The sequence below is a fragment of the Burkholderia sp. RF4-BP95 genome (genome assembly GCF_001521985.1).
Classification (GTDB): Bacteria; Pseudomonadota; Gammaproteobacteria; order Burkholderiales; family Burkholderiaceae; genus Burkholderia; species Burkholderia diffusa.
Window position 1 is genome coordinate 1 of record NZ_LOSX01000092.1, and the last position, 25,849, is coordinate 25,849.

A 25,849-nucleotide genomic window follows, 5' to 3' on the forward strand; every position below is an offset into this window, starting at 1 on the left:
GCCGCGATCTTCGCGAGCGAGCCGCCGAATTTGCCGACCGCGGTCCGCGCGGCCGATACGATCACTACGTCCGTCATTTCCCTTTCCTCCAGGCCCGCACGACACGGCGCATCGCTACCGGCCCTGTTAAAAAAACTGCGGTGCACCGGACAGCGTGCGCCGCTGTCCGTCTTTCGTCAATCGCGCTGCAACACGTAGCGACCCGGCGCCGGTTCGATCACCGGGAACTGCGCGGAACCGGCCTTGGCGGGCGGCGCCACCTTGCGGCCGCCGTACTGGTCGAGCCACTCGACCCAGGTCGTCCACCAGCTGCCCGGCTGCTCGGTCGCGCCGGCGAACCAGTCGTCCGCGGATTCGGGCAGATCGTTGTCGTTGACCCAGTAGCTGCGCTTCTTCTTCGCCGGCGGATTGATCACGCCCGCGATGTGGCCCGACGCGCCGAGCACGAACTTCAACGGGCCCGTCAGGATCGACGTCGACGCGTAGGCCGTCTGCCACGGCACGATGTGATCCTCGCGCGACCCGTAGATGAAGGTCGGCACGTCGATGCGCGACAGGTCGACGGATTCGCCGCACACGGTCAGCGCGCCCGGCACGCGGAGCTTGTTCTCGAGATAGGTATTGCGCAGGTACCACGCGTACATCGGGCCCGGCAGACTCGTCGAGTCGCTGTTCCAGTACAGCAGGTCGAACGCGGCGGGCGTGCGGCCCTTCAGGTAGTTGTCGACGACGTAGTTCCACACGAGGTCGTTCGGCCGCAGGAACGAGAACGTGTTCGCGAACTCGACGCCGCGCATCAGCCCCGGTGCCGCGCCGTTCTTGCCGCCGATGGTCTGCTCGCGCATCTGCACGTGCGCCTCGTCGACGAACACGTCGAGGATGCCGGTGTCGGTGAAATCGAGCATCGCGGTCAGCAGCGTCATCGACGCGGCCGGATGTTCGCCGCGCGCGGCGAGCACCGACAGCGCGGTCGCGAGCATCGTGCCGCCGACGCAGAAGCCGAGCGTGTTGATCTGCTCGCGGCCGCTGATCTGCTGCACGGCGTCGATCGCCGCGAGCAGCCCTTCGTTCATGTAGTCGTCCCACGTCTTGTGCGCGACCGACGCATCGGCGTTGCGCCACGACACGAGGAACACCTGATGGCCGTTCGACAGCGCATGCGCGACGAGCGAATTCTCGGGCTGCAGGTCGAGGATGTAGAACTTGTTGATGCACGGCGGCACGATCAGGAGCGGCCGCTCGAACACCTTGTCCGTCTTCGGCGCGTACTGGATCAGCTGGATCAGGTCGTTCTCGTAGACGACCGAGCCTTCGGTACACCCAAGGTTCTTGCCGACCACGAATTGCGATTCGTCGGTCTGCGAAATCTTGCCGCGCTGCATGTCGCCGAGCAGGTTCATCATCCCCTGCCGCAGGCTTTCGCCCTGCGTCTCGAGGATCGATTTCTGTGCATCGGGATTGAGCGCAAGGAAGTTGCTCGGCGCGGCGGCGGCGGTCCATTGCTGGACGGAGAAACGGATACGTTCGCGCGTCTTCGGATCGGTCTCGAGCGCGTCGGCCAGTTCCTGCAGGTAGCGCGCGTTGAGCAGATACCACGCAGCGGCGAACGCATGCGCGGGCGAAGCCTTCCACGCATCCGCGCTGAAGCGGCGGTCCTTCAGTTCAGGCGACTCGAGCTTCGCCGCGGCGGCCTGCTGCATCAGCGTCATGCAATCGCGCGCGTAGTCGGCCTGCAGCTTCTGGAGCCGTTCCGGCGGGATCGCGGCCACCGGCAACTTCAGTCCCGCGAACGGCGAAGCCAAGCCGCCGAAGGCGCCCAGATCGGGCATCGACGGCATCTGGAACGGAACGGATGTCGGGAACTGGAATGCGGCGAACGGATTCGCGGTGGTCGCCGCCGATGCGGCGCGCGCCGGATCGGCGAAACCGCGCCAGGCGTTCAGCCATGCCTCGAACATCTGCTGCATCGGCTGGGTAGCCTGGTCGAATCCGGTGCTGCCTGCGGAAGTGCCCGCCTGAGCGGACGTCGACGAATTTTTCGATGCTGTCATTACCTGCCTTACCGGTGATTCGTGAGCGTCAATCGTGAAATCCTGCTCGCGCGCGGCGTGCCGGCTGCGAGCCGGGCCGTCATGCTCTGGAGAGGCGTCTCCAGATTCTGCCGCAGTGCGGTATTTTTATCATTATCGTTTTCCCCATGTGAAGCACTGCGTCAAACCACCGAACATTTCTGCTCGGAGATAATCCGTGCGCAACAAGCGGGACAAGGCTTCCGGCGAAACATAAAACATTTTGATCGACTTGACTTCGCGATTATTCATTCGGTTGTCCATGCAACGCCGCATTGCCGCGCCAATATCGGAATAACCGATTTCGCAGCGCAACAAACCAAGCCGCGCGCGAGCGCGCGCGGTCAGCCGTCAATCTGCCAGCCAGATCGCCGCCGCCATGCGGCCGGTCACGCGGTCGCGCCGGTACGAATAGAAGCGCGCGTGTTCGGTGACCGTGCAGGCGGTCCCGCCGCTCACGTGCGCCACGCCTGCACGCGCGAGGCGCAGGCGCGCAAGCGCGTAGAGGTCGGCGAGATACTTGCCGGGCGCGCCGTCGATCGCGACGAACGCTTGCCGCGTCTCATCATGCTCCGACTGCGGAGCCGTGTCGAGAAACGCCTCGCGCACATCGGCGCCGACTTCGAATGCCCGCGGGCCGATCGCGGGCCCGAGGTACGCATGGAGTTCATCCGTCGCGCCGCCGGCGAGTGCCGCGACGCGCGCCGCGGTCTGCTCGACGATGCCGGCCGCGAGCCCCCGCCAGCCAGCATGCGCGGCACCCACCGCGCGACCCCGCGCGTCGCACAACAGCACCGGCAGGCAATCCGCGACCATCACGACACAGACCGCGCCCGCGCGGTCCGTCACGCTCGCGTCGGCCTGCACGGGCGCCTCGGCACCCGGCGCGGCCTCGATCACCTCGTCCGCGCGCACGATCCGCGCGCCGTGAACCTGTTCGAGCCATGCCGCTCGCGACTGGCCCGCCAGCGCGAGCAAGCGCGCGCGATTCGCGGCGACATGGGCCGGATCGTCACCGGTATGCAGGCCGAGATTCATCCCGCCCGGCAACGCGGCGCCGTCCTGCCAGCGCCCGTACGGGCCCTCGCTCACGCCGCCGTCGCGCGTCGTGATCAGCGCACGCACGCGCGGCGCCACCTGCCAGTCGGGCTGCACGCAGTCCTGCCACGTCAACGGCGCCAGGTTCGTCATCGGCACTCACTCCTCCTCATCGTCGTAATCGTCGTCGTGATCCTGATAATCGCCGGCGAAATCGTCATCGTCGTAGACACCGTCTTCATCGTCGAATTCCTCGTCGCCCTGCCCGAAGCCCAGCGCCGCGACGAGCGCGTTCATGTCGTCCGGCAACGGACAACGCCACTGCATCGTCTTGCCCGTCACCGGATGCACGAGGCCGAGCCGCCAGGCGTGCAGCGCCTGCCGCGCGAACCCGCCCGGCAGCGGCGCGACCGAGCGCTTGCCGCGCGCGCGCCCGTACACCGGATCGCCGAGCAGCGGATGCCCGACATGCGAGCAGTGCACGCGGATCTGATGCGTGCGGCCGGTTTCGAGATCGCACTGGATCGCGGACACCGGCTGACGTTGCCACATGCATGTGTCAACCGTGCGGAAATGCGTGCGCGCGGGCTTGCCCGACGCGCCGGTGACGACGGCCATGCGCGTGCGCTCGCGCGGATCGCGGCCGATCGGCGCGTCGATCGTGCCGTCTTCGGGCATCATGCCCCAGACGAGCGCGAAATAGCGGCGCTTCACCGTGCGGGCCTGCAGCTGGCGCACGAGGTCGGTCTGCGCGGCGAGTGTGCGCGCAACCACCATGAGGCCGGACGTCTCCTTGTCGAGCCGGTGCACGATGCCCGCGCGCGGCAGGCCGGCCGCCGCGTCGCCGTAGCGGTGCAGCAGGCCGTTGAGGATCGTGCCGCTCCAGTTGCCGGCAGCCGGGTGGACGACGAGGCCCGCCGGCTTGTTGATGACGACGAGCGCGTCGTCCTCGTAAATCACGTCGAGCGGCACCGGCTCCGGCGTAAACGCCAGCTGCTCGGGCAGCAGGTCGGGCACGAGCTCGATCCTCGCGCCGAGCGGCACCGGCTGGCGGATCTTCGCCGGCGCGCCGTCGACCAGCACGCGCTGCGCCTCGATCCAGCTCTGCAGGCGGCTGCGGGAGAATTCGGGGAACAGTTGGGCAAGCGCTTTATCGAGGCGCTCACCCGCGAGCGACAGCGGCACTTCGACGACGCGCGGCGCTTCGTCGGCCGCCGCGGACGGCACGACAGGCGGCTGCATCGCGTCTGCAGCGAGATCGTCGTCGGGAGAATCCCCCGACGCAGCGTCGGCGGGCCGATCGCTTGGGCTATAATCTTCGCGATTTGACTTGCCCCGCGGGGCATTCTGCGAACTTGAACGGGTCATTTAGACTGGGTCACCGAGACTTGAAGCTAGGACATGCGAGCATGATGAATTCGACCAAACGTACGGCCAAAACCGTCGCCGCCCGAGCTGCGGTGGTAGCGGCCGCGGCCCTCATCGCCGGCTGCCACGGCTTGCCGCAGAAGCAGGACGAGACGGCTACCTGGTCGAACAACAAATTATACTCAGAGGCCCAGGACGCACTGTCCGGCGGCGACTGGGGCAAGTGCGCGAAATATTTCGAATCGCTGCAAGGTCGCGATCCGTTCGGCCGTTTCGCGCAACAGGCGCAGATCAACGTCGCGTACTGCAGCTGGAAGGACAACGAAGCGGCAGCCGCCGATCAGGCCGTCGACCGCTTCATCCAGCTGCATCCGGATCACCCGGACATCCCGTACGCGTACTACCTGAAGGGGATGATCCACTTCAACGACGATCTCGGCCTGTTCGGCCGCTTCTCCGGCCAGGACATGAGCGAGCGCGATCCGCAGGCACTGCGCGAATCGTATGACGCGTTCAAGGTCGTCGTCGACCGGTTCCCGAAGAGCAAGTACGCGCCCGACGCCGCCGCCCGGATGCGCTACATCGTCAACGCGCTCGCCTCGCACGAAGTGCACGCGGCCGACTACTACTATCGGCGCGGCGCCTATGTCGCGGCGATCAACCGCGCGCAGCTCGCGATCAAGGACTACAAGGGCGCGCCGGCGATCGAGGACGCGCTGCACATCATGATCCTGTCGTACGGCAAGCTGAACCAGCCGGAACTCGCGGAAGACACGAAGCGCGTGCTCGCCGGAACCTTCCCGGACAGCCCGTACATCACCGGCCATTCGCGCCCCGGCACGAAGAAGTCGTGGTGGCAGTTCTGAGCGACGCCCAAGCACCAACAAAAAACCCGGCCATCGAGCCGGGTTTTTTGTTGGTGCCGCCCGCAGCAGGCGGCAGCGCGGTCACGCGCGTTTTGCCGCGCGATGCTCGTCGAAGAAATCCTGCACGACCGCGATCTCGCGGGTGCGCTTGAACGGCGGCAGGCTCTGCCAGATCCGTCGACCGTAAGGCTTGTCGACGAGCCGCGTGTCGCAGATCATCAGCACGCCGCGATCCGTCTCCGCGCGAATCAGCCGGCCCGCGCCCTGCTTCAGCGTGATCACAGCCTGGGGCAGCTGGTGAACCGCGAACGGGCTCAAGCCCTTCTTGGTCAACGCATCGAGCCGCGCGGCCAGCACCGGATCGTCGGGCGGCGCGAACGGCAGCTTGTCGATCACGACGAGCGACAGCGCGTCGCCGCGCACGTCGACGCCTTCCCAGAAGCTCTGGCTGCCGACGAGAATCGCATTGCCGTACGAACGGAACCGATCGAGCAGTTCGGTACGGCTGGCATCGCCCTGCACCAGCAGCGGCGTGTTCCAGCCGCGCGACTCGATCACGTCGCGCAGTTTCGACGCGATCCGGTCGACCGCGCGCAGCGTCGTGCACAGCATGAACACGCCACCGCCCGATGCCTCGATCGCCGGCAACGCGGCATCGAACACGGCATCGGTAAACGCCGGTGACGACGGCTGCGGCAAGTTGCGCGGCACATACAGCAGGCCCTGCGTCTGATAGTCGAACGGGCTTGCGAGCGTCATCGAGCGCCGCGAGCTGAGGCCCATCTGGGCCGCGTAGTGCGTGAAGTCGCCGCGCACCGACAGCGTCGCCGACGTGAACACCCACGCGCGGGGCACGCCGGCACGCTGCTTCGCGAAAATCGGCGCAACCGACAGCGGCGTCTCGTGCAGCTGGACGGTATGCGCGAACACTTCGACCCAGCGCACCTTCTCGTTCGGGTCGTCGGTGGCCGCGTTGTCGCCGGCGGCCGCGGCATCGGCCTTCGCGGCCGATTCCGCCGCGCCGGGCGCGACCCAGCCCGCGAGCAGGTCCTGCAGCTCGCGTGCGCGCCGCAGGCACGCACCGAGCGACTCCGCCCGCTCGGCCTGGCTCGCGAGCGCCGAGGCAAGCGCATCGAGCGCCACCTCGAGCGCGTCAAGCGCGCCGAACATCGGGTGATCGTCGCCCAGTTGCGCGAGCGACATGCGCACGATCTGGTCGTTTGCGAACGCGAGACGCAGGTCGCGCGCCGCACGTTCGAGATCGCCGCCGAGCTTCACCCACTCGACCGCATCGCGCGCATGGCTCAGGCCTTCGGCGACCGTGTCGCGCGCGAGTTCGAGGATCTGCGTGGTCGACAGCGTCTCGCCGAAGAACAGCGTGGCCGTCTCCGGCAGCTGGTGCGCTTCGTCGAAGATCACCGTGTTCGCGTTCGGCAGCAGTTCGGCCATCCCTGTGTCGCGCAGCATGATGTCCGCGAAGAACAGGTGATGGTTGACGACGACGATGTCCGCCTGCTGCGCCTCGCGGCGCGCCTGCATCACGAAGCACTCCTTGTAATGCGGGCACTCCTGGCCAAGGCAGTTGTCGCGCGTCGACGTGACCATCGACCACACGGGTGCCGTCTCCGGCACGCTCGCGAGCTCGGCCTTGTCACCGCTCTTCGTGACCTTGGCGAACCGGACGATTTCCTGCAGATACGCGGTGTCCTGGCGCGACGGCAGGCGGCCGTTGTCGGCCGTGCGCTGCAGGTAGTAATGGCACAGGTAGTTCGAGCGGCCCTTGAGCATCGCGACCGTCACCGGCACCGCGAGCGCATTGCGCACCGTCGGGATGTCGCGCTGGAACAGCTGGTCCTGCAGGTGCTTCGTGCCGGTCGACACGATCACCTTGCCGCCCCACAGCATCGCGGGCACCAGATACGCATAGGTCTTGCCGGTACCGGTGCCGGCCTCGACGATCAGCGTGTTGTCGCCGGCGTCGCCGTCGGCTTCGACCGCAGCCCCCTCCGCGGCGGATTCGGCCGCCTTGTCGCCTTCGCCGAGGCGGCGTGCCGGCCGCTTGCGGGTCTCGAAGATTTCCGGCTCGGGCATCCGGCGCGCGGACGCCTCCATCGCGGACGCGACCGCGCGCGCCATCTCGATTTGCGACTGACGCGGGTGATAGCCGTCGAGCGCGCGCGCGAGCAATCCGCCATCGCCGAAGATCGTGTCGAGTTCGTCGACGCGCTTGCGGCTCAGCTCGAAGGTGCCTTCGGGCGCACGAACGCGCCCGGCGGACGACGCGTCACGCCGGGCATCGGGGTTGGCTTCAAGCGGTGAATTCAAGGCAAGCGTTCCTGTGTCCAGCGCCCGGGCGGCGCCGGCGCTTGCCAGGCCGCGCTCAGGCGCGCTTATCCGGTTCCAGCTGCGATTGCAGCAAAATGATTTTGTCCTTGGCCGCCAGCTTTTCCTTCTTCAGCCGGTGCAGCGTGATGTCGTCGATGTCGGAGTGTCCTTCCTTCAGCTCGATCTCCCGAGCGAGCTGCTGGTGCTGCTCCTGCAATGCAGCCAAACGGTTGTGCAATTCCTGCTGCTGTTCCGTGGGACGGTTTTGCATATGCGCCTCCTCATCGAAGCAGCGCGCCGACTGGCGTGCCGGCACGCACGAGACTGACTCCGGATCAATCCAACACGTTACTGCCCCTGCTGTTGCTGCTGCTTGGCCTTGTCGGCCGCTTCCTGCTGACGCCGCTCGACATCGGCCTTGTGCTGCGCGGCTTCCTTCTGCTTCTGCTCGTAGCGCGCGGCGTTGTCCGCCCGCTCCTGCGCCTTCTGCGCGCCCTGCTGGCGCGCCTGGTCGAGCTTGCGCTGGAAGTCTGCCTGCTTCTGGTCGTATGCCTGCTTGTTCGCGGCGCGCTGCGGCCCCTCGGCGCCGCGCTGCGCCTGCTTCAGTGCATTCTGCTCCTGCTTGTCGCGGAACGCAGCCGCGTTCGCCGCATCGTTCGCCGCGCGCTGCGGCGCTTCCGCCGCATTCTGCGCCTGCTTCAACGCCTGCTGCTGGTCGCGCTGCTGCGCCCGCACCGCGCGCTGCTCGTCGTCGAGCGCGAGCTGCTCCTGACGGATGCTCGCCCGCTCCTCGCGCATCCGGTCGCGCGCATTGCCGAGACAATGATTGACAAAGAACTTGCTGTAGCAATCGTGCTCCGCCACGGCATAACGATAATCGTTTTCCGCGGAACGTTGATTGAGCACTTTTTGACGGGCGTCAAAATCCTGCGTGGCGGGGGGGGCGACGGGCGCGGCCACTGCGGCGTCCGGCGCGGTTGCGCCCGATGCCTGTGCGTACGTGACGGTAGACCCGGCGGACAAAGCCGCGGCAAGCGCTGCGCCAAGCGCGACGAGAGAAATGCGGGAAGTTGGCAACGTCGTAGGAAAGCTGCGGGACATGTTCAAATTCTATCACCCCCGGCTGGACGCTCCGCCATTTATGGCAAAATGCCCCGCTTCACTCACCCGCGGCATCTGGTCCGGCGGGCCCGTCTAGCAGCCCGCGCCGCGCGGCCTGCCGGCCCGCGCCGCGATTTCAGCAGGCAGATCATCCACGACATGACGGAAACCGTAGCACTCAAGATCGTACAGCGCATCGCCACCGAACTGTCCGTCCAGCCGCGCCAGGTCGCGGCGGCCGTGCAACTCCTCGACGAAGGCTCGACCGTTCCGTTCATTGCCCGGTACCGCAAGGAAGTGACCGGCAACCTGGACGACACGCAGCTGCGCCAGCTCGAGGAACGCCTCCTGTATCTGCGCGAGCTCGAGGACCGCCGCGCGGCGATCCTGTCGAGCATCGACGAACAGGGCAAGCTGACCGACGAACTGCGCGCCGCGATCGACGCGGCCGACAGCAAGCAGGTGCTCGAAGACCTTTATCTGCCGTACAAGCCGAAGCGCCGCACGCGCGCGCAGATCGCGCGCGAAGCCGGCCTCGAGCCGCTCGCGCAGGCGCTGCTCGCGAATCCGCTGCTCGACCCGCAGACGGAAGCCGCCGCGTACGTCGATGCCGACAAGGGCGTCGCCGACGTGAAGGCCGCGCTCGACGGCGCGCGCGACATCCTGTCCGAACAATTCGGCGAAACGGCCGAACTGCTCGGCAAGCTGCGCGACTACCTGCACAGCCAGGGCGTCGTATCCTCCGCGGTCGTCGAAGGCAAGGAAAACGAGGAAGGCGAGAAGTTCCGCGATTACTACGACTACGCGGAAACGATCCGGACCGTGCCGTCGCACCGCGCGCTGGCACTGTTCCGCGGCCGCAATGCCGGCGTGCTGACCGTCAAGCTCGGGCTCGGCGAGGAACTCGACGCGCAAGTCCCGCATCCCGGCGAAGCGATGATCGCGCGCCATTTCGGGATCGCGAACCAGAGCCGCCCGGCGGACAAGTGGCTGTCGGACGTGTGCCGCTGGTGCTGGCGCGTGAAGGTGCAGCCGCACATCGAGAATGAACTGCTCACGCAACTGCGCGAAACGGCGGAAGCCGAAGCGATCCGCGTGTTCGCCCGCAACCTGAAGGACCTGCTGCTGGCCGCGCCGGCCGGCCCGAAGGCCGTGATCGGTCTCGACCCCGGCCTGCGCACGGGCGTGAAGGTTGCCGTGGTCGACCGCACCGGCAAGCTGCTCGCGACCGATACGATCTACCCGCACGAGCCGCGCCGCGACTGGGACGGCTCGCTCGCGAAGCTCGCGCGCATCGCCGCACAGACGCAGGCCGAGCTGATCAGTATCGGCAACGGCACCGCGTCCCGTGAAACCGACAAGCTCGCGAGCGAGCTGATCTCGAAGCATCCGGAACTGCGGCTGCAGAAGATCGTCGTGTCGGAAGCCGGTGCGTCGGTCTACTCGGCGTCCGAGCTGGCCGCAAAGGAATTCCCGGAGCTCGACGTGTCGCTGCGCGGCGCCGTGTCGATCGCCCGCCGCCTGCAGGACCCGCTCGCCGAGCTCGTGAAGATCGAGCCGAAGGCGATCGGCGTCGGCCAGTACCAGCACGACGTGAACCAGCGCGAACTCGCCCGCTCGCTCGATGCGGTGGTCGAGGATTGCGTGAACGCGGTCGGCGTCGACGCGAACACCGCGTCGGTTGCGCTGCTCGCGCGCGTCTCGGGCCTGAACGCCACGCTCGCGCGCAACATCGTCGACTACCGCGACGCGAACGGGCCGTTCCCGTCGCGCGATCACCTGCGCAAGGTGCCGCGCCTCGGCGACAAGACCTTCGAGCAGGCAGCCGGCTTCCTGCGCATCAACGGCGGCGAGAATCCGCTCGACCGCTCGTCGGTCCACCCGGAGGCTTATCCGGTCGTCGAACGGATCCTCGCGAAGATCAGCAAGCGGATCGACGACGTGCTCGGCAGCCGCGATGCGCTGTCCGGCCTGTCGCCGGCCGAATTCGTCGACGAACGTTTCGGCCTGCCGACCGTGCGCGACATCCTGTCCGAACTCGAAAAACCGGGTCGCGACCCGCGCCCCGAATTCAAGACCGCAACGTTCCGTGACGGCGTCGAAAAGGTGTCCGACCTGATGCCGGGCATGCTGCTTGAAGGTGTCGTGACGAACGTCGCGGCGTTCGGCGCATTCGTGGATGTCGGCGTGCATCAGGACGGCCTCGTCCACGTGTCCGCGATGTCGACGAAGTTCATCAAGGATCCGCACGAAGTCGTGAAGGCCGGCCAGGTCGTCAAGGTCAAGGTGCTCGACGTCGACGTGAAGCGTCAGCGCATTTCGCTGACGATGCGCCTGGACGACGAAGCGGCCACACCGGGCCTGGCGCCGCGCGCCGGTCAGGATCGCGGCAATGCCGGCCGCGGCGCGGCCCGTCCCCAGCGTTCGCGCGAGCCGGAACCGGCCGGCGCGATGGCCGCGGCGTTCGCGAAGCTGAAGCGCTGAGCACGCGAAGGCTGTCGACGAACGAAAAAAGCCCGCCGGAAGGCGGGCTTTTTCATGGCCTCGGCAAGCGCGGCCGAACCGGCTTGGGCCGCATATGCGGCCCGCGTGCCGGTCAGATTTCGATCTTGGTGCCGAGCTCGACCACGCGGTTCGCCGGGATCGAGAAGAAGTCGGTGGGCTTCGCCGCGTTCTGATGCATCCATGCGAACACGCGTTCGCGCCAGATCGACATGCCGGGCAGATGCGTCGGCACGACCGTTTCGCGCGCGAGGAAAAACGACGTATCCATCAGTTCGAACGTCATGTCATGGGTGCGGCCGAATTCCTCGAGCACTGCCTTCACGTCCGGCGTCTCGTTGAAGCCGTATTCGGCCTTGACGATGTACAGGCCGCCGCCCGCGTCGCGCGCACTCAGGCGCTTGTCGTCGCGCACATACGGGATGTCACGCGTGACGAACGTCAGGAAAATGGTCCGCTCATGCAGCACCTTGTTGTGCTTCAGGTTGTGCAGCAGGCTGACGGGCACGAGCTTGTCGTTACCGGTCAGGTAGATCGCGGTGCCCGACACACGGTGCGGCGGATGCGCGAGCAGCCCCTGCAGGAACGGCTCGAGCGGGATACCGTCGGCAGCCGTACGCTCCTTGACGATGTGGCGGCCCGTGTACCAGGTCATCAGCAGGAAGAACAACAGCGCGCCGATGCCGAGCGGCAGCCAACCGCCCTGCGCGACCTTGAGCAGGTTCGCGCCGAAAAAGCCCAGGTCGACCGCGAGGAACACCGCGATGATCGCGCCGACGAGCAGCCGGTTCCACTTCCACACCTTCACCATCACGACGGCCGCGAGCACGGTCGTGATCACCATCGTCGCCGTCACCGCGATACCGTATGCTGCGGCGAGGTTGTCGGAGCTCTTGAAGCCGATCACGATGCAGAGGATCACGAACAGCAGCAGCCAGTTCACGACCGGCACGTAGATCTGGCCGATCGCCAATTCGGACGTATGCAGCACCTTCATGCGCGGCACGTAGCCGAGCTGGATCGCCTGCGACGTCAGCGAATACGCGCCGGAGATCACGGCCTGCGAAGCGATCACGGTCGCAACCGTCGACAGCACGACGAGCGGCAGCAGCGCCCATTCCGGCGCCAACAGGAAGAACGGGTTCTCGATCGCCTTCGGGTTCTGGATCAGCAGCGCGCCCTGGCCGAAGTAGTTCAGCACGAGCGACGGCATCACGAGCCCGTATGCGGCGAGGCGAATCGGCTTCGCACCGAAGTGGCCCATGTCCGCGTAGAGCGCTTCCGCGCCAGTCAGCACCAGCACGACCGAACCGAGCACGACGTAGGCCTGCAGCACATGCTCCGACATGAACGATGCCGCGTAATACGGGTTGATCGCCGCGATGATGCCCGGCACGCGCACGATGTGATACACGCCGAGCGCCGCGATCGCGATGAACCACAGCACCATGATCGGCCCGAACAGCTTGCCGACCATCGCGGTGCCGTGACGCTGGATCCAGAACAGCGCGATCAGAATCACGATCGTGATCGGCATCACGAGATGGGACAGGTGCGGCGTCGCGATCTCCAGACCTTCGACCGCCGACATCACGGAAATCGCCGGCGTGATCACGGCGTCGCCGTAGAACATGCACGCGCCGAAGATCCCGAGCGCCATCAGCGCGCCCGCGACGCGGGTTTTCGAGTCCAGCGGCCGCAGCGACAGCGCCATCAGCGCGAGCACGCCGCCCTCGCCGTTGTTGTCGGCCCGCATCACGAACAGCAGATACTTGATGCCGACCACCAGGATGATCGCCCAGAACAGCAGCGAGATCACCCCGAGAATCGAGCCTTCGGTGAGCGGAATGCCGTGTGCGGGGCTGAACGCCTCCTTCAGCGAATACAGCGGGCTCGTGCCGATATCGCCGAACACGACGCCGATGGCCGCTATCGCAAGCGCCCGCATCGAATGTTGGTGCGTCGAATGCGCATGGGCTGCGTCGGTCGCCTGGATCGTGTCGTTCATATGAAGCTTAATAATCGGGTCCGGTTCGGACAAAACGAGCGCTATTCTACTCGCGCCCCCCTGAAAAACCGTCCTGCCCTGTTGCCCTGAAGCCACGTGATCCACGCCGCGCATGCAATCCCGCGCAAGCTGTGGCAGGGCTGCCATCATAGCCGGGGACGCGCCGTCTGCCTACCGCGAACACCGATTGTGGCGCTCACCGGCCCGCCGCTGCAATAAAAAACGGCGCCGCAAGCGGCGCCGTACAAGGCTTTCCTTCGATCGACCGGCCGCTCACGCGCCCGAGCCGTCGCGCTGCGCGCGACCGCGCTTGATCCACGCCTCGAGATTGTGAGGACGAACCGTGTCCCACTCTTCGAACGGCTGATGAATCCACGGATTCGTCGGCAGATACTGCGTGTGATAGTCAGGCTTGACCTTCGAGCAACCCTTGTACCAGAGCACCGCCGAGCGCACGGCCTTGACCGCCGGATAACGCTCCTTCAGGTGCTCCTGCACGCGCGCGAGCGTAACGCCCGAATCGACGAGATCGTCGACCAGCAGCACGTTGCCCTCGAGGTTGCCACGCGTCATCGTGATGTACTGCGCGATGTCGAGCTCGCCCTGCTCGGTGCCGGCCGCTTCGCGATACGAACTCGTCGCGAGGATCGCGAGCGGGACGTCGTAGATGCGCGACAGTTGATCGCCGACGCGCAGACCGCCGCGCGCGAGGCACAGGATCTGGTCGAACTTCCAGCCCGATGCATGCACCTGGAGCGCAAGCAGCTCGATCAGACGATGGTATTCGTCCCAGCCTACCCACAGGTTCTTGTCGTCGTTGCGCGGATCGGTCATCAAGTCTGCCGCCGTCATCGTGATTTGCTGCGTCATGCTGAGAATTACACCTTGAACGGATGGCGAAGCAGGATCGTCTCGTCGCGATCCGGCCCCGTCGAAACCATGTCGACCGGCACGCCGGCCACTTCCTGGACACGGGTCAGGTATGCCTGAGCATTCGCCGGCAATGCGTCCCACGTCTTGATGCCGACGGTGCTTTCCTTCCAGCCGGCGAACGTTTCGTACACGGGCTCGCAGCGCGCGACGTCGGCCGCACCGCGCGGCAGGATGTCCACATCCTTGCCGTCGATCTTGTAGCCGACGCACAGCTTGACTTCATCGAGGCCGTCGAGCACGTCGAGCTTCGTCATGCACAGGCCCGACACGCCGTTGATCTGGATCGAGCGGCGCAGTGCCGCTGCGTCGAGCCAGCCGGTGCGGCGCGGACGGCCGGTGACCGAGCCGAATTCCTTGCCGACGTTCGCCAGCGTAACGCCGATCTGGTCCTGGCGCTGCGGATTGTCCGCGTCGTACAACTCGCTCGGGAACGGGCCCGAGCCGACACGCGTGCAGTACGCCTTCGTGATGCCGAGGATGTAGTTCAGCTTCTGCGGACCGACGCCGGCGCCCGCCGATGCCGCACCCGCGACGCAGTTGCTCGACGTGACGAACGGATAGGTGCCGTGGTCGATGTCGAGCAGCGTGCCTTGCGCGCCTTCGAACAGCAGGTTCTGACCGGCGTTGTTCGCGTCGTACAGGCGGCGCGACACGTCGGCCACCATCGGCTTCAGGCGATCGGCATAGCCGAGCATCGTGTCGAGCGTGGCCTGGAAATCGACGGCCGCGCCACCCAGGTACTGGGTCAGCACGAAGTTGTGGAAATCGAGATTTTCGCGCAGGCGGTCGGCGAAGGTCTTCGCGTCGAACAGGTCCTGCACGCGCAGCGCGCGGCGGCCGACCTTGTCTTCGTACGCGGGGCCGATGCCGCGGCCGGTCGTACCAATCTTGCCGGCGCCCTTGCGCGCTTCGCGCGCCTGGTCGATTGCGATGTGGTACGGCAGGATCAGCGTCGTGGCTTCGGAGATGAACAGGCGATCGCGCACGTTCACGCCGGCCTCTTCCAGCTCGCCGATTTCCTTGAACAGTGCCTCGGGGGACAGGACGACGCCATTGCCGATGTAGCAGGCGACGCCTTCACGCATGATGCCCGACGGAATGAGGCGCAAGATGGTTTTCTTGCCGCCGATGATGAGGGTGTGGCCGGCGTTGTGACCGCCCTGGAAACGCACGACGCCCTGAGCGTGGTCCGTCAGCCAGTCGACGATCTTGCCCTTGCCTTCATCACCCCATTGCGTTCCCACGACGACGACATTGCGCCCGGGAGTCACGTTCACTGCGCTGGCAGACATGTTGATTCGTTAGCTGGTTAAAAACGTATTCTACCTATGTTCGCGGGCGATTCCGAATTTTTCCGTTTCGCTTCAACGATATGCACGTCGAACGACGGCCCGCGAACCTTTGTTTAACGGGGTTCGACCACCCACGCACCGTTACGCTCGACAAGCGAACGGTCGCAGGCGAACTCGTCGAGCACGTGGTCATGCCCCGGCAACGCCTGGATCACGACCTCGCCCGCATCGCGCAACGCCGCAACGGCCGCGCTCAGCGCGTCGTCCTGTGCCCACGGCGCGAGAATCGCGGTACCGCGCGCCTCGATCGGCGAAATCCGCGCAAGCTCGCGCAGGTCGAGTGAGAAGCCCGTCGCCGGGCGGGCGCGACCGTAGGCCTGGCCCACGTGGTCGTAACGGCCGCCGCGCGCGATCGCGTTCGGCACGCCGTCGATGTACGCCGTGAACATCGCGCCGCTGTGGTACGCGTAGCCACGGAGGTCGGCGAGATCGATCGCCACCTCGACACCCTTCGCCTGCGCCGCGAGCTGCGCGAGATCGTCGAGCGCGCGCGTGATCTCGGGCAGCACCGGCAGGCGTGCACGTGCCTCGTCGAGCACGCTCGCGTCGCCGTACAGATGCGGCAGCGTCCGCAGCGCCGCGCGCGTATCGGCGCCGAGATCGTCGGTGAGTTCATTCAGCAGCGGCACGTCCTTGCCCGACAGCGCGTCGTAGAGCGCCTCGCCGCGCTCGGCGGCCTGCGCGTCGCGTGCGAGCAGCGCCGCGAGCACGCCCGCGTGACACAGATCCAGACGGATCCGCGACAGCCCCGCAAGGTGCAGCGCGTCGAGCATCAGCTGCTGGATCTCGAGATCGGCTTCCAGTCCGGCATGTCCGTAGATTTCGGCGCCGATCTGGATCTGCTCGCGCGTCGCATGCAGGCCGCGCGGACGCGTATGCATCACGTGGCCCGCATAACAGAGACGCGTCACGCCCTGGCGGTTCAGCAGGTGCGCGTCGATACGCGCAACCTGCGGCGTGATGTCCGCGCGCAGGCCGAGCGTGCGGCCCGACAGCTGATCGACCAGCTTGAAAGTACGCAAGCGCAGGTCGGCGCCGCCGCTCGTCAGCAGCGACTCGAGATATTCGAGCAGCGGCGGCATCACCATTTCGTAGCCGTACGAACGGAAGCGATCGAGCAGCCTGCGGCGCAGCTCCTCGATCTTGCGCGCTTCCGACGGCAGTACGTCGGCGATATTCTCGGGAAGTAACCAGGTCGACATCGTTACGGTCCTACGACAGGAAACAGGGCGCGACACGCGCGCCGCGAGATGAATCGGAAATCGGAAATCGGGCGGAACGAACGGCGGGTGCGCCGTCCGGATCAGGTGGCGAGCAGCAGCAGGACGAGCCCGAGCGCCATCACGATGAGCCCGCCGATCCGGATATGATGCGGCGGCCGCTCCGCTATTCTACGAAACGTGTCGCGCCAGGCGACGGGAAACACGAAGGGGAACGCCCCCTCGATGATCAGCATCAGTGCTACCGCGAGCAACAACGAGCCAGCCAGATCCATGCGAGCGACGGCGCCGCTCGACGCGGCGCCCCAAGGTCAGTGTTTGCGGGGAGCGGGTGCCGCCGGTGCGGCACCGCCCGTCGGGCTGCGCATGAAACGGAAAAACTCGCTGTCGGGGTCGACGACGATGATGTCGTTGCGCTTGAAGGTATTCCGGTAAGCCTGCAGGCTCGCGTAGAACTGGTAGAACTGCGGATCGCGGCCGAACGCATCGGCGGCGATCGACGCGGCCTTCGCGTCGCCCTCGCCCTTGATCGTCTGCGCGGACTTGTACGCATTCGCGAGCACCGCCTGCTGTTCGCGTTCCGCGTCGGCCTTGATCTGCTCGACATCGGCGGCGCCATCCGCGCGCACCCGTGCGGCCTGGTCGCGCAGCGCGGCAATCATCCGCTGATAGACGGCATCCGTCTGCGCAGCCGGCAAGTCGACGCGCGTCAACTGCACGTCGACCACGTCGACGCCGAAGCCCGACGCCTTCGCGCGCACCGCGTCGCGCGCCGCATTGGCGATGTCGCGCTGGCCGCCGAGCGCGTCGTCGAGCGCACGCTTGCCGAACGCGTCGCCGAGTGCGCTCTTCAGCGCGCCGGCCAGACGCTCGGTGGCGGCCGCCGGGTCGCCGCCCGTCGCCGTGAAATACTTCATCGGATCGCTGATCCGGTACTTGACCGCATACGCGACGAGCAGGTCGTGCTTGTCTTCGGTCGCCAATTGCAGCGGATCCGACGACTCGAGCGATTGCAGGCGCGTGTCGATCAGCGTCGCCGTTTGCAGCGGCGGCGGCAGCTTGAAATGGATGCCGGGGCCCGCGAGTTCGGGTTGCGCGCCGTCGCGGCCCGACAGCACGGCAGTGTGGCGCGGGTCGACGGTCAGGACGGTCGACGATGCCGCGAAGGCGGCGATCACGATTGCGACGACGAGCGCAATGATTCGGTTCATGTTCTGCGCTCTCCGTTACTTCGTATCGTCTTCACGCGAGCGGCTGCGGAACGCTTCGCGCGACCGCAGCACGTCGCTGCCCGGTGCGGGCGCCGCTGCGCCCGAAGCCGCGCTCGCGGGTGCGCTCGACGCAGCGGCGGCCGGAGCCGAAGCCGCGACGGGCGCGGACGCACCGGCAGGCGTCGTGGCATTCGCGGCGTCTTGTCGCCCCTGCTCGACGAGCTTGTCGAGCGGCAGATACACGACGCTGTTGCCACCCTTGTTGCCGACGAACACTTTCGTCGCGTTCGAATAGATTTCCTGCATCGTCTCGAGGTACATCCGCTCGCGGATCACCGCGGGCGCCTTCGAATACTGTGCATAGACCTGCTTGAACCGGTCGGCGTCGCCCTCTGCCTCCGTGACCACGCGATCGGCATACGCCTTCGCTTCGTCGGCGAGTTTCGCGGCATTGCCCTGCGCCTTCGGCAGCAGGTCGTTCGCATAGGCCTGCGCGGCACGCTTCGCGGCCTCGCGATCTTCGCGCGCCTTCGCGACTTCGGCGTACGCGGCCTGCGTCTGCTCAGGCGCCGCGACGCTCTGCATCGTGACGGCCGTGATCTCGAGGCCCGATTGGTAGCGATCGAGATCGCGCTGGATCGCGGCGGACAATTGCTCGCGCAGTGCATCGCGATCCTGGTTCAGCATGTCGGCCGCGCTGCGCGTGCCGACGATCGCGCGCACCGCGGCCTGGGCGGCCTGCGACACACTGCGCTCCGGATCGACGCTGCGGAACAGGTAGTCGGTTGCCGAACGAATCCGATACTGGACGATGAAACGCACGTCGACGATGTCGGCGTCGCGCGTCAGCATCGCCGCTTCCTTCACGTTCGCGAGACGCACGACGTTGTTGCGGCCGATCTCGATCGAACGGACCTGCGACGTGTCGACGATCTCGTGCGACGCGAACGGATACGGTGCGCGCCAGTGCACGCCCTGGCCTACCGTGCCGGACAACTTGCCGAACTGCAGCACGACGCCCGTCTGGCCGTCCTGCACGACGAACAGCCCGCTGCCCGCGTAGACCGCGACCAGCACGCCGATCACGATGCCGACGCCGACGCGCGCGGCCCGGCCATTGTCGGGCCGGAAGCCGTTGCCGCCCTTGCCGCCGAACAGGCCGCTCAGACGCCGGTTGAAGTTGCGCCACATCTCGTCGAGATCGGGCGGACCGTCACCGTCGCCACCGGGCGGACGCTTCGATTCATTCGCACGCGGACGGGATCCGTCGTTGCCCTTGCCTTCGCCGCGCCCCCAGCGGGGATCGTTGATCGACAGCAAGGCGCGCATCCGCCGCCAGGTACTCCGCTCGTTGTATTCGTTCACCAGAGTTTGTTCACCAGATTAGACGCCGGCGAACCGGCCGGGACCGGTTAGCGCCCGTGTTCGGAAATCGTGTGGTCTTCGTGTGGTTCAGCGGGTGCGCCGTCGAGCGCGCCGTTGGGTAACGTCGCGCCGGAAAGGTGTTCCGCGGAGGCGATCTCGGCGATGGCGGCACGCAACGCATCAAGACCCTGACCGGTGCGTGCGCTCAAAAAGACGCGCGAAATATTACCATACTCGTCCCGCTCGACCGCGTCGCCGCGGGCCGCCAGCTCGGGCACGGCGTCGATCTTGTTGAACACCAGCACCTGCCGGATCGTGTCCGCACCGATCTCGTGCAGCACGCCGTTCACCTGCTCGATCTGTTCGAGCCGCACCGCGCTCGACGCGTCGACGACGTGCAGCAGCAGATCCGCATGGATCGTTTCCTCGAGGGTCGCGCGAAACGCGGCAACCAATTGGTGAGGCAGTTCGCGAATGAACCCGACCGTATCGGATACGACAATCTGACCTGCCTCGTCGCCGAGGTACACGCGCCGCGACGTCGTATCGAGCGTGGCAAACAGCTGGTCGGCCGCATAGGCCTGCGCTTTCGTCAGCGCATTGAACAGCGTCGACTTGCCCGCGTTCGTATAGCCGACGAGCGACACCGACATCGTGCCGCTGCGCGCGCGCTGACGACGCTGCGTGCTGTGCTGCCTGCGCAGCCGGTCGAGCCGCGACTTCAGCATCTTGATGCGCTCGCCGATCAACCGGCGGTCGGTTTCGAGCTGGGTTTCCCCGGGGCCGCGCAGGCCGATACCGCCCTTTTGCCGCTCCAGGTGGGTCCACGCGCGAATCAGGCGGGTCGACAGGTATTGCAGCTGCGCCAGCTCGACCTGCAGCTTGCCTTCGTGGCTGCGGGCACGCTGCGCGAAGATATCGAGGATGAGGCTCGTGCGATCGACCACCCGCCTGTTAAGCGCCTGCTCCAGATTGCGTTGCTGGGCCGGTGCCAGTGCGTGGTTGAAGATGACGATTTCGACGTTGTGCGCGTCGCAGGCAAGCCGCAATTCTTCGGCTTTGCCGCTGCCGATGAACATCTTGGCATCGGGACTGGCGCGACGACCCGTGAGGGTGACGGCGGGACGGGCCCCCGCACTGGAGGCGAGAAGACTGAGTTCTTCGAGGCTGGCTTCGAAATCGGTCTTGCCGAAGTCGATGCCGACGAGCGCTGCGTTGATCAAATTATCGGGTGTCAAGATAAGGCGGCTGGCATCGGTCGCTCGCGGCGACCGGACGCCGGCCGCTGCGATGGGTTAGGACGAGGCTTCCGCGTCCGGGTGGAAATTCACCGGGCGCGCCGGCACGACCGTCGAGATGGCGTGCTTGTAGACCATCTGGGTCACCGTATTACGGAGCAACACGACGTACTGGTCGAACGATTCAATGTTCCCTTGCAGCTTGATGCCGTTGACGAGATAGATCGAAACGGGAACGTGCTCTTTGCGCAGTGCGTTCAAAAACGGGTCTTGTAACAATTGCCCTTTGTTGCTCATGGCGTACTCCATCTTTTTTTGCAGGTTGATCTGGATTGGCGACGAAGAAAAAGAGATCCGGCGCCAATCGCTACACTATAGCCGATTTTGCATGCCCCGCCCGGGCGTAGGCCATGCGGCCTATCCCTTGCAGGACATGCTTCAGCCCTTGTCCGCGTACGGGTTGTTCGACGAACGGAACTCTATGCGCAATGGAGTCCCGGTCAGTGAGAAAGTTTCGCGGAATCGGTTTTCGAGGTAACGCTTGTAGGTTTCCGTCACGGCGTCGAGCGCGTTGCCATGGATGACGATCAGCGGCGGATTCTGGCCGCCCTGGTGCGCGTAGCGCAGCTTCGGACGCACCGGACCGCGACGTCGCGGCTGCTGGAACTCGACGGCCTCGATCAGCGCGCGCGTGAGCTTCGGCGTCGGCAGTTTCGCCATCGCCGCCGCGTACGCGTCGTCGACCGAGCGCATCAGCGCGCCGATGCCGGTCTTCTTCGCGGCCGAAATGTAGTGCGATTTCGCGAAGTCGAGGAATTTCAGCTTGCGGGTCAAATCCGCTTTCGCGCGATCGCGTGCGTGATCGTCGAGACCGTCCCACTTGTTGACGCCGATCACGAGCGCGCGGCCCTGTTCGACGACGAAGCCGGCGATGTGCGCGTCCTGGTCGGAAATGTCCTGCTGCGCATCCAGCAGAAGAATGACGACGTTCGCGTCCGAGATCGACTGCAGCGTCTTCACGACCGAGAATTTCTCGATCGCCTCGAACACCTTGCCGCGGCGGCGCAGGCCCGCGGTGTCGATCAACGTATATTTCTTGCCGTTGCGCTCGAAGTCGACGTAGATCGAATCGCGCGTCGTGCCTGGCATGTCGAACGCGATCACGCGGTCCTCGCCGATCAGCGCGTTCACGAGCGTCGACTTGCCGACGTTCGGCCGGCCAACGATCGCGATCTTGATGCCGCGCGACGGATCGTCCTCGTCCGCTTCCTCGGGCTGGCCCGCGTATGCGACTTCCAGCGCCTCGTTGATCATGTCGGTCACGCCGTCGCCGTGCGCGGCCGAGATCGCGCGCGGATCGCCGAGCCCGAGCTCGTAGAAGTCCGTCGCGACCGCCGTGTACTTCATCCCCTCGGCCTTGTTGACGACCAGGAAGATCGGCCGGCCAGTCTTGCGCAGGTAGTCGGCGATCGACTTGTCCTGCGGCGCGAGGCCGTTACGGCCGTCGACGATGAACACGACGACGTCGGCTTCCTCGACGGCCTGGCGCGTCTGACGTGCCATCTCGTGCAGGATGCCGTCCTTCGCGACGGGCTCGAAGCCGCCGGTATCGACGACCAGATACGGCCGTGCGCCGACCCGCCCTTCGCCATAATGGCGATCGCGCGTCAGGCCCGGCAAGTCGGCGACCAGCGCATCGCGCGAACGCGTGAGCCGGTTGAACAGCGTGGATTTCCCCACATTGGGGCGCCCAACGAGGGCAATGACCGGTTTCATCTGTGCTTTCTACGGTGATGCGCAGCAGCGGGAGGCCCGCTGCTGCGGGCGGCTGCGCTGAATGAAAATATCACGAATTCGCGCCGCGCCGGATGCGCGCGCCGGGCGCGCGTTGCGCGCCGTCGTCTTTCGTTTCGAACAGCCTTTCAAATACCGAGCGGCCGGGGACACCGGCCGCCTTCATGTCGCGCGACCGCGGCGCGCGGGACGAGCCCGCAGCGCCACGGTCGCGCCTGTTACGTGCGCGTCAGCGCGGACGGAACCCGTACAGACCACCGTCCCTCGTCTGCACGACGAGCGTATTGCCCGCCAGGACCGGCGCCGCGGTGATCGCGCTGCCGTCGGTCTTCATTCGGGCGATGAAGCTGCCGTCCTCGCGCGACAGGAAGTGCACGAAGCCCTGATAATCGCCCATCACGACCGCATGGCCGAGCAGGTAGGGCACGCCGACGTCGCGGCTCTTCAGCTTGTCGTTACGCCAGAGCTGGTTGCCGCTCGCCGCGTCGTAGGCCGTCACGACCGACCAGTCGTCGCCGCCGGCGACGACCGAATCGTCCTGCGCGAGACCGCTGCGGCTCGAGAACGCCTTTTCCCACAGCGGACGGCCCGAGTTCGCGTCGAAGCAGCCGAGCTGGCCCTGGAACGTGACCGCGCACGCTTCGGCACCCACGAGCGTCGGCGGACCGCTGACGTCGTTGATGCGCTCCACTTCGGTCACGCCCTTCGGGAACGACACGGGCGTCTGCCAGAACGGCTCGCCCGTCTGCAGGTTGATCGCGACGAGACCGCCGCCGGGGAAGCCCGCCAGCACAGCCGCATCGCCCGCGAAGGTCATGCCGGCCGACACGCGCAGGTTCAGCGGCACCGCGCGATTGCGGTAGTTCCACTTCTGTTCGCCCGTCTGCGCGTTGAACGCGATCACTTGGCCGTCGATCGTGCGCACGATCACGAGACCGTTGCCGACCAGCGGCGGCGAGAAGATCTCGCCCTGCACGCTCGTCTTCCACAGCTGCTTGCCGTCGGGGCCCAGCACGAACACGCCGCCCTTCAACGCGCCGACCGCGGTCAGGTTGCCATCACTGCCGACCCCGGCCGACAGGTCCGAACCGACCTTCGCGCGCCACAGCGTCTGGCCCGTCTTCGCGTCGATCTTCTCGACCGAACCGTTCTCGCCCGCCGCGTAGACGGCGTCGCCAACGGCCACCGGCGAGAACAGATAGCGCCCGCCCTTGCCGACGCTCGCCTTCCAGACCTGTTGCACGTCCATGACGGGCTTGAACTCGGTGAGCGGCGTCGGCACGCGGCGCGCGTCCTTCGACGACGAGCAGGCCGCCAATGCCAGGACAGCCGCCGCGCAGGCTACGGGCACAGCGTAACGTTTCAGCAAATTCATCGGTTAGCGAAGCAGAGTTAAGAGGTTGAGGGGGCCGGGATCAGCCGCCGAGCGCATCGAGCTTGAACTGCACGAGCTGACGCGCGGACTGGTCGTCCTGCGACAGGCCGGCGAGCGCGAGCTTGTACGCGGCGCGCGCATCGTCGGTCTTGCCTTGCGCCGCAAGCAGATCGCCACGGCGATCGGCCACGAGGCCCTTGAATGCATCGACCGGCGTGCCGGACAGCAGCGCGAGGCCCGCATCGTACGCCTTCTCGTCGAGCAGCAGCGATGCGAGACGCAGTTTCGCGATCTGCTTGTACTCGTCGTCCTTGGCGTGATCGACGGCCCATTGCAACTGCGCCTTCGCGCCGGCGGCGTCGCCGGCCGCGTACAACGTCTTCGCCGCCGACAGTGCGGTCATCTGCGCATACGGCGTGCTGCCGAACTTGCTTTCCATGTCGGCGGCCGCGCGAGCCATCGTCGCCTTGTCATTCGCGGCGGCGGCCTTCTGCACCTGCTCGTACAACCCGGAAGCCTCGGCGGCCTGACGGCGCTGCCAGTAATTCCAGCCGTTGAAACCGGCCGCGACGACCAGCGCCGCGAGCACGATCCACGTGGTGAGGTTGCCCCAGCGGGCCCACCACGCCTTGAGACTTTCAATCGATTCTTGTTCGTCGTGATAACTCATCGGCGAGCGATTCCTTCCTTTTCAGGCTTTTCTTGTCGAGCGAATGCCAGCGCGATCAGTCGTCGCCGTCTTCGGCGGATGCAACCATCGCATTGATTAGGAATTCGGTCAAGCTTTCGACCGGTACGGTCTGCTGAACGTTCTTTTCCCCGTCCTCGCCCGCACCGCGCAACGCTTTCACGCCGACCGTGCCGTTCGCGACCTCTTCTTCGCCGAAGATCACCGCGAACGCGGCACCGCTCGCATCGGCCCGCTTCATCTGCGACTTGAAGCTTGCCGGGCCGCCATCGGCGCTGCAGTGGAAAATCACGTCGAGGCCCGTATCGCGCAGACGCTCGGCCGCGATGAACGCCTGTTCGCGCGCCGTCTCACCCTGGTGCACCACGTACACGTCGACACCTTCCTGCTCGGGCGCGAGATCCTCTTCCTTCAGCAGCTCGAGAATGCGCTCGATGCCCATCGCCCAGCCGCACGCGGCGGTCGGCTTGCCGCCGAGCTGCTCGATCAGCGGATCGTAGCGGCCGCCGGCCGCGACCGTGCCCTGCGCGCCGAGCTTGTCGGTCACCCACTCGAACACGGTCAGATTGTAGTAGTCGAGGCCGCGCACGAGACGCGGGTTGATCTTGAACGGGATGTTGTTCGCGAGCAGCAGGCGCTGCAGCCCTTCGAAGTGGGCACGCGACTCGTCGCCCAGGAAGTCGATCAGCTTCGGCGCGTTCTGCGCGATTTCCTGCAGCGCGGGGTTCTTCGTGTCGAGCACGCGCAGCGGGTTCGTATACAGGCGACGCTTGGCGTCCTCGTCCAGGACATCGGCGAACTGCTCGAGATACTTGATCAGTTCGACGCGGTGCGCGGCACGCTCTTCGGCGAGGCCGAGCGAATTGATCTCGAGCTTGATGCCGGTCAGGCCGAGGTCGTCCCACAGGCGCTGGCACATCATGATGATCTCGGCATCCGCATCCGGGCCCGCGAAGCCGAGCGCCTCGACGCCGACCTGGTGAAACTGGCGGTAGCGGCCGCGCTGCGGACGCTCGTGACGGAACATCGGGCCGATGTACCACAGACGCTTCGGGCCGTCATACAGCATGTTGTGCTCGATCGACGCACGCACGACGGCTGCGGTGTTTTCCGGGCGCATCGTCAGGTTCTCGCCGTTCAGCGCGTCGGTGAAGCTGTACATCTCCTTCTCGACGATGTCCGTGACTTCGCCGATGCCGCGCGTGAAGAGCTGCGTATGTTCGACGATCGGCGTGCGGATGTTCTGATAGCCGTACGCGCGCAGCAGCGATTTCACGGTAGCTTCGAAGAACTCCCAGAGGCCGGCATCCTGCGGGAGGATGTCGTTCATGCCCTTGACGCCGGTGAGCTTCTCGATCTTGCGTTTCTGTTCAGTCATCGTTCGTGTGTGTGGACG

Annotated in this window: 21 protein-coding genes; 2 read left to right on the top strand and 19 right to left on the bottom strand. The window is 66.2% G+C overall.

What is annotated here, in order from left to right; genetic code table 11:
* Positions 1-176: 176 nt before the first annotated feature.
* The 3 genes from phaC to WS46_RS31275 all read right to left on the bottom strand — a co-directional run bounded on the left by phaC (position 177) and on the right by WS46_RS31275 (position 4,475).
* Positions 177-2,051, bottom strand: a complete 1,875-nt coding sequence (gene phaC / locus WS46_RS31265) for a class I poly(R)-hydroxyalkanoic acid synthase (protein ID WP_059693214.1) — start codon at positions 2,049-2,051, stop codon at positions 177-179.
* Between the two features lie 369 nt (positions 2,052-2,420).
* Positions 2,421-3,260 carry a peptidoglycan editing factor PgeF gene (pgeF, locus tag WS46_RS31270; protein ID WP_059693606.1) on the bottom strand — a complete coding sequence of 280 codons (840 nt, stop codon included), beginning with the start codon at positions 3,258-3,260 and terminating at the stop codon, positions 2,421-2,423.
* A gap of 6 nt (positions 3,261-3,266) precedes the next feature.
* On the bottom strand, positions 3,267-4,475 hold the full coding sequence (locus tag WS46_RS31275; protein WP_059693216.1) for an RluA family pseudouridine synthase: 1,209 nt from the start codon (positions 4,473-4,475) through the stop codon (positions 3,267-3,269).
* 41 nt (positions 4,476-4,516) lie between these two features.
* Here WS46_RS31275 and WS46_RS31280 point away from each other — a divergent pair, with 41 nt between their 5' ends.
* Positions 4,517-5,341, top strand: coding sequence for an outer membrane protein assembly factor BamD (locus tag WS46_RS31280; protein ID WP_059526052.1), 825 nt, complete (start codon positions 4,517-4,519; stop codon positions 5,339-5,341).
* An 81-nt stretch (positions 5,342-5,422) separates the two neighbouring features.
* Here WS46_RS31280 and WS46_RS31285 read toward each other — a convergent pair whose 3' ends face one another.
* The 3 genes from WS46_RS31285 to WS46_RS31295 all read right to left on the bottom strand — a co-directional run bounded on the left by WS46_RS31285 (position 5,423) and on the right by WS46_RS31295 (position 8,767).
* Complete coding sequence (locus tag WS46_RS31285; RefSeq protein ID WP_059693218.1) at positions 5,423-7,666, bottom strand: ATP-dependent DNA helicase; 2,244 nt, start codon at positions 7,664-7,666, stop codon at positions 5,423-5,425.
* A 55-nt stretch (positions 7,667-7,721) separates the two neighbouring features.
* Positions 7,722-7,937, bottom strand: coding sequence for a YdcH family protein (locus WS46_RS31290; RefSeq protein ID WP_006755091.1), 216 nt, complete (start codon positions 7,935-7,937; stop codon positions 7,722-7,724).
* A gap of 77 nt (positions 7,938-8,014) precedes the next feature.
* Positions 8,015-8,767 (bottom strand): hypothetical protein, encoded by a 753-nt coding sequence (locus WS46_RS31295; protein ID WP_059693220.1) that lies wholly within the window; start codon positions 8,765-8,767, stop codon positions 8,015-8,017.
* A 159-nt stretch (positions 8,768-8,926) separates the two neighbouring features.
* Between WS46_RS31295 and WS46_RS31300 the strand changes: the two genes are divergently transcribed.
* A complete protein-coding gene (locus WS46_RS31300; RefSeq protein WP_059526047.1) occupies positions 8,927-11,251 on the top strand; it encodes a Tex family protein in 2,325 nt (774 codons plus the stop codon).
* Positions 11,252-11,363: 112 nt separating this feature from the next.
* On the opposite strand, the gene WS46_RS31305 is transcribed toward WS46_RS31300, so the two are convergent.
* The 13 genes from WS46_RS31305 to hisS all read right to left on the bottom strand — a co-directional run bounded on the left by WS46_RS31305 (position 11,364) and on the right by hisS (position 25,831).
* Positions 11,364-13,277: a potassium transporter Kup gene (locus tag WS46_RS31305; protein ID WP_059693222.1), complete on the bottom strand. Its 1,914-nt coding sequence runs from the start codon at positions 13,275-13,277 to the stop codon at positions 11,364-11,366.
* Positions 13,278-13,550: 273 nt separating this feature from the next.
* Positions 13,551-14,147 carry a phosphoribosyltransferase gene (locus tag WS46_RS31310; RefSeq protein ID WP_059464415.1) on the bottom strand — a complete coding sequence of 199 codons (597 nt, stop codon included), beginning with the start codon at positions 14,145-14,147 and terminating at the stop codon, positions 13,551-13,553.
* Positions 14,148-14,155: 8 nt separating this feature from the next.
* On the bottom strand, positions 14,156-15,502 hold the full coding sequence (locus WS46_RS31315) for an adenylosuccinate synthase (protein ID WP_059693224.1): 1,347 nt from the start codon (positions 15,500-15,502) through the stop codon (positions 14,156-14,158).
* Positions 15,503-15,615: 113 nt separating this feature from the next.
* The gene (locus WS46_RS31320) at positions 15,616-16,764 is read right to left on the bottom strand and encodes an ATP phosphoribosyltransferase regulatory subunit (protein WP_059693226.1); all 1,149 of its coding nucleotides are present in this window, start codon (positions 16,762-16,764) and stop codon (positions 15,616-15,618) included.
* Positions 16,765-16,865: 101 nt separating this feature from the next.
* Positions 16,866-17,057: a DUF2065 domain-containing protein gene (locus WS46_RS31325; RefSeq protein ID WP_009687995.1), complete on the bottom strand. Its 192-nt coding sequence runs from the start codon at positions 17,055-17,057 to the stop codon at positions 16,866-16,868.
* A gap of 36 nt (positions 17,058-17,093) precedes the next feature.
* Positions 17,094-17,993, bottom strand: coding sequence for a protease modulator HflC (gene hflC / locus WS46_RS31330; RefSeq protein WP_059529941.1), 900 nt, complete (start codon positions 17,991-17,993; stop codon positions 17,094-17,096).
* A 15-nt stretch (positions 17,994-18,008) separates the two neighbouring features.
* Complete coding sequence (gene hflK / locus WS46_RS31335; RefSeq protein ID WP_059693228.1) at positions 18,009-19,358, bottom strand: FtsH protease activity modulator HflK; 1,350 nt, start codon at positions 19,356-19,358, stop codon at positions 18,009-18,011.
* A 47-nt stretch (positions 19,359-19,405) separates the two neighbouring features.
* Positions 19,406-20,581 carry a GTPase HflX gene (gene hflX / locus WS46_RS31340; protein ID WP_174908897.1) on the bottom strand — a complete coding sequence of 392 codons (1,176 nt, stop codon included), beginning with the start codon at positions 20,579-20,581 and terminating at the stop codon, positions 19,406-19,408.
* A 72-nt stretch (positions 20,582-20,653) separates the two neighbouring features.
* Positions 20,654-20,893 (bottom strand): RNA chaperone Hfq, encoded by a 240-nt coding sequence (gene hfq / locus WS46_RS31345; protein WP_006399927.1) that lies wholly within the window; start codon positions 20,891-20,893, stop codon positions 20,654-20,656.
* Between the two features lie 141 nt (positions 20,894-21,034).
* Positions 21,035-22,372 (bottom strand): ribosome biogenesis GTPase Der, encoded by a 1,338-nt coding sequence (der, locus tag WS46_RS31350; RefSeq protein ID WP_044848985.1) that lies wholly within the window; start codon positions 22,370-22,372, stop codon positions 21,035-21,037.
* Positions 22,373-22,619: 247 nt separating this feature from the next.
* Positions 22,620-23,765 carry an outer membrane protein assembly factor BamB gene (gene bamB / locus WS46_RS31355; RefSeq protein WP_059693230.1) on the bottom strand — a complete coding sequence of 382 codons (1,146 nt, stop codon included), beginning with the start codon at positions 23,763-23,765 and terminating at the stop codon, positions 22,620-22,622.
* A 40-nt stretch (positions 23,766-23,805) separates the two neighbouring features.
* Positions 23,806-24,435, bottom strand: a complete 630-nt coding sequence (locus WS46_RS31360; RefSeq protein WP_059529930.1) for a tetratricopeptide repeat protein — start codon at positions 24,433-24,435, stop codon at positions 23,806-23,808.
* Between the two features lie 55 nt (positions 24,436-24,490).
* Positions 24,491-25,831, bottom strand: a complete 1,341-nt coding sequence (hisS, locus tag WS46_RS31365; RefSeq protein ID WP_044848982.1) for a histidine--tRNA ligase — start codon at positions 25,829-25,831, stop codon at positions 24,491-24,493.
* Positions 25,832-25,849 lie beyond the last annotated feature (18 nt).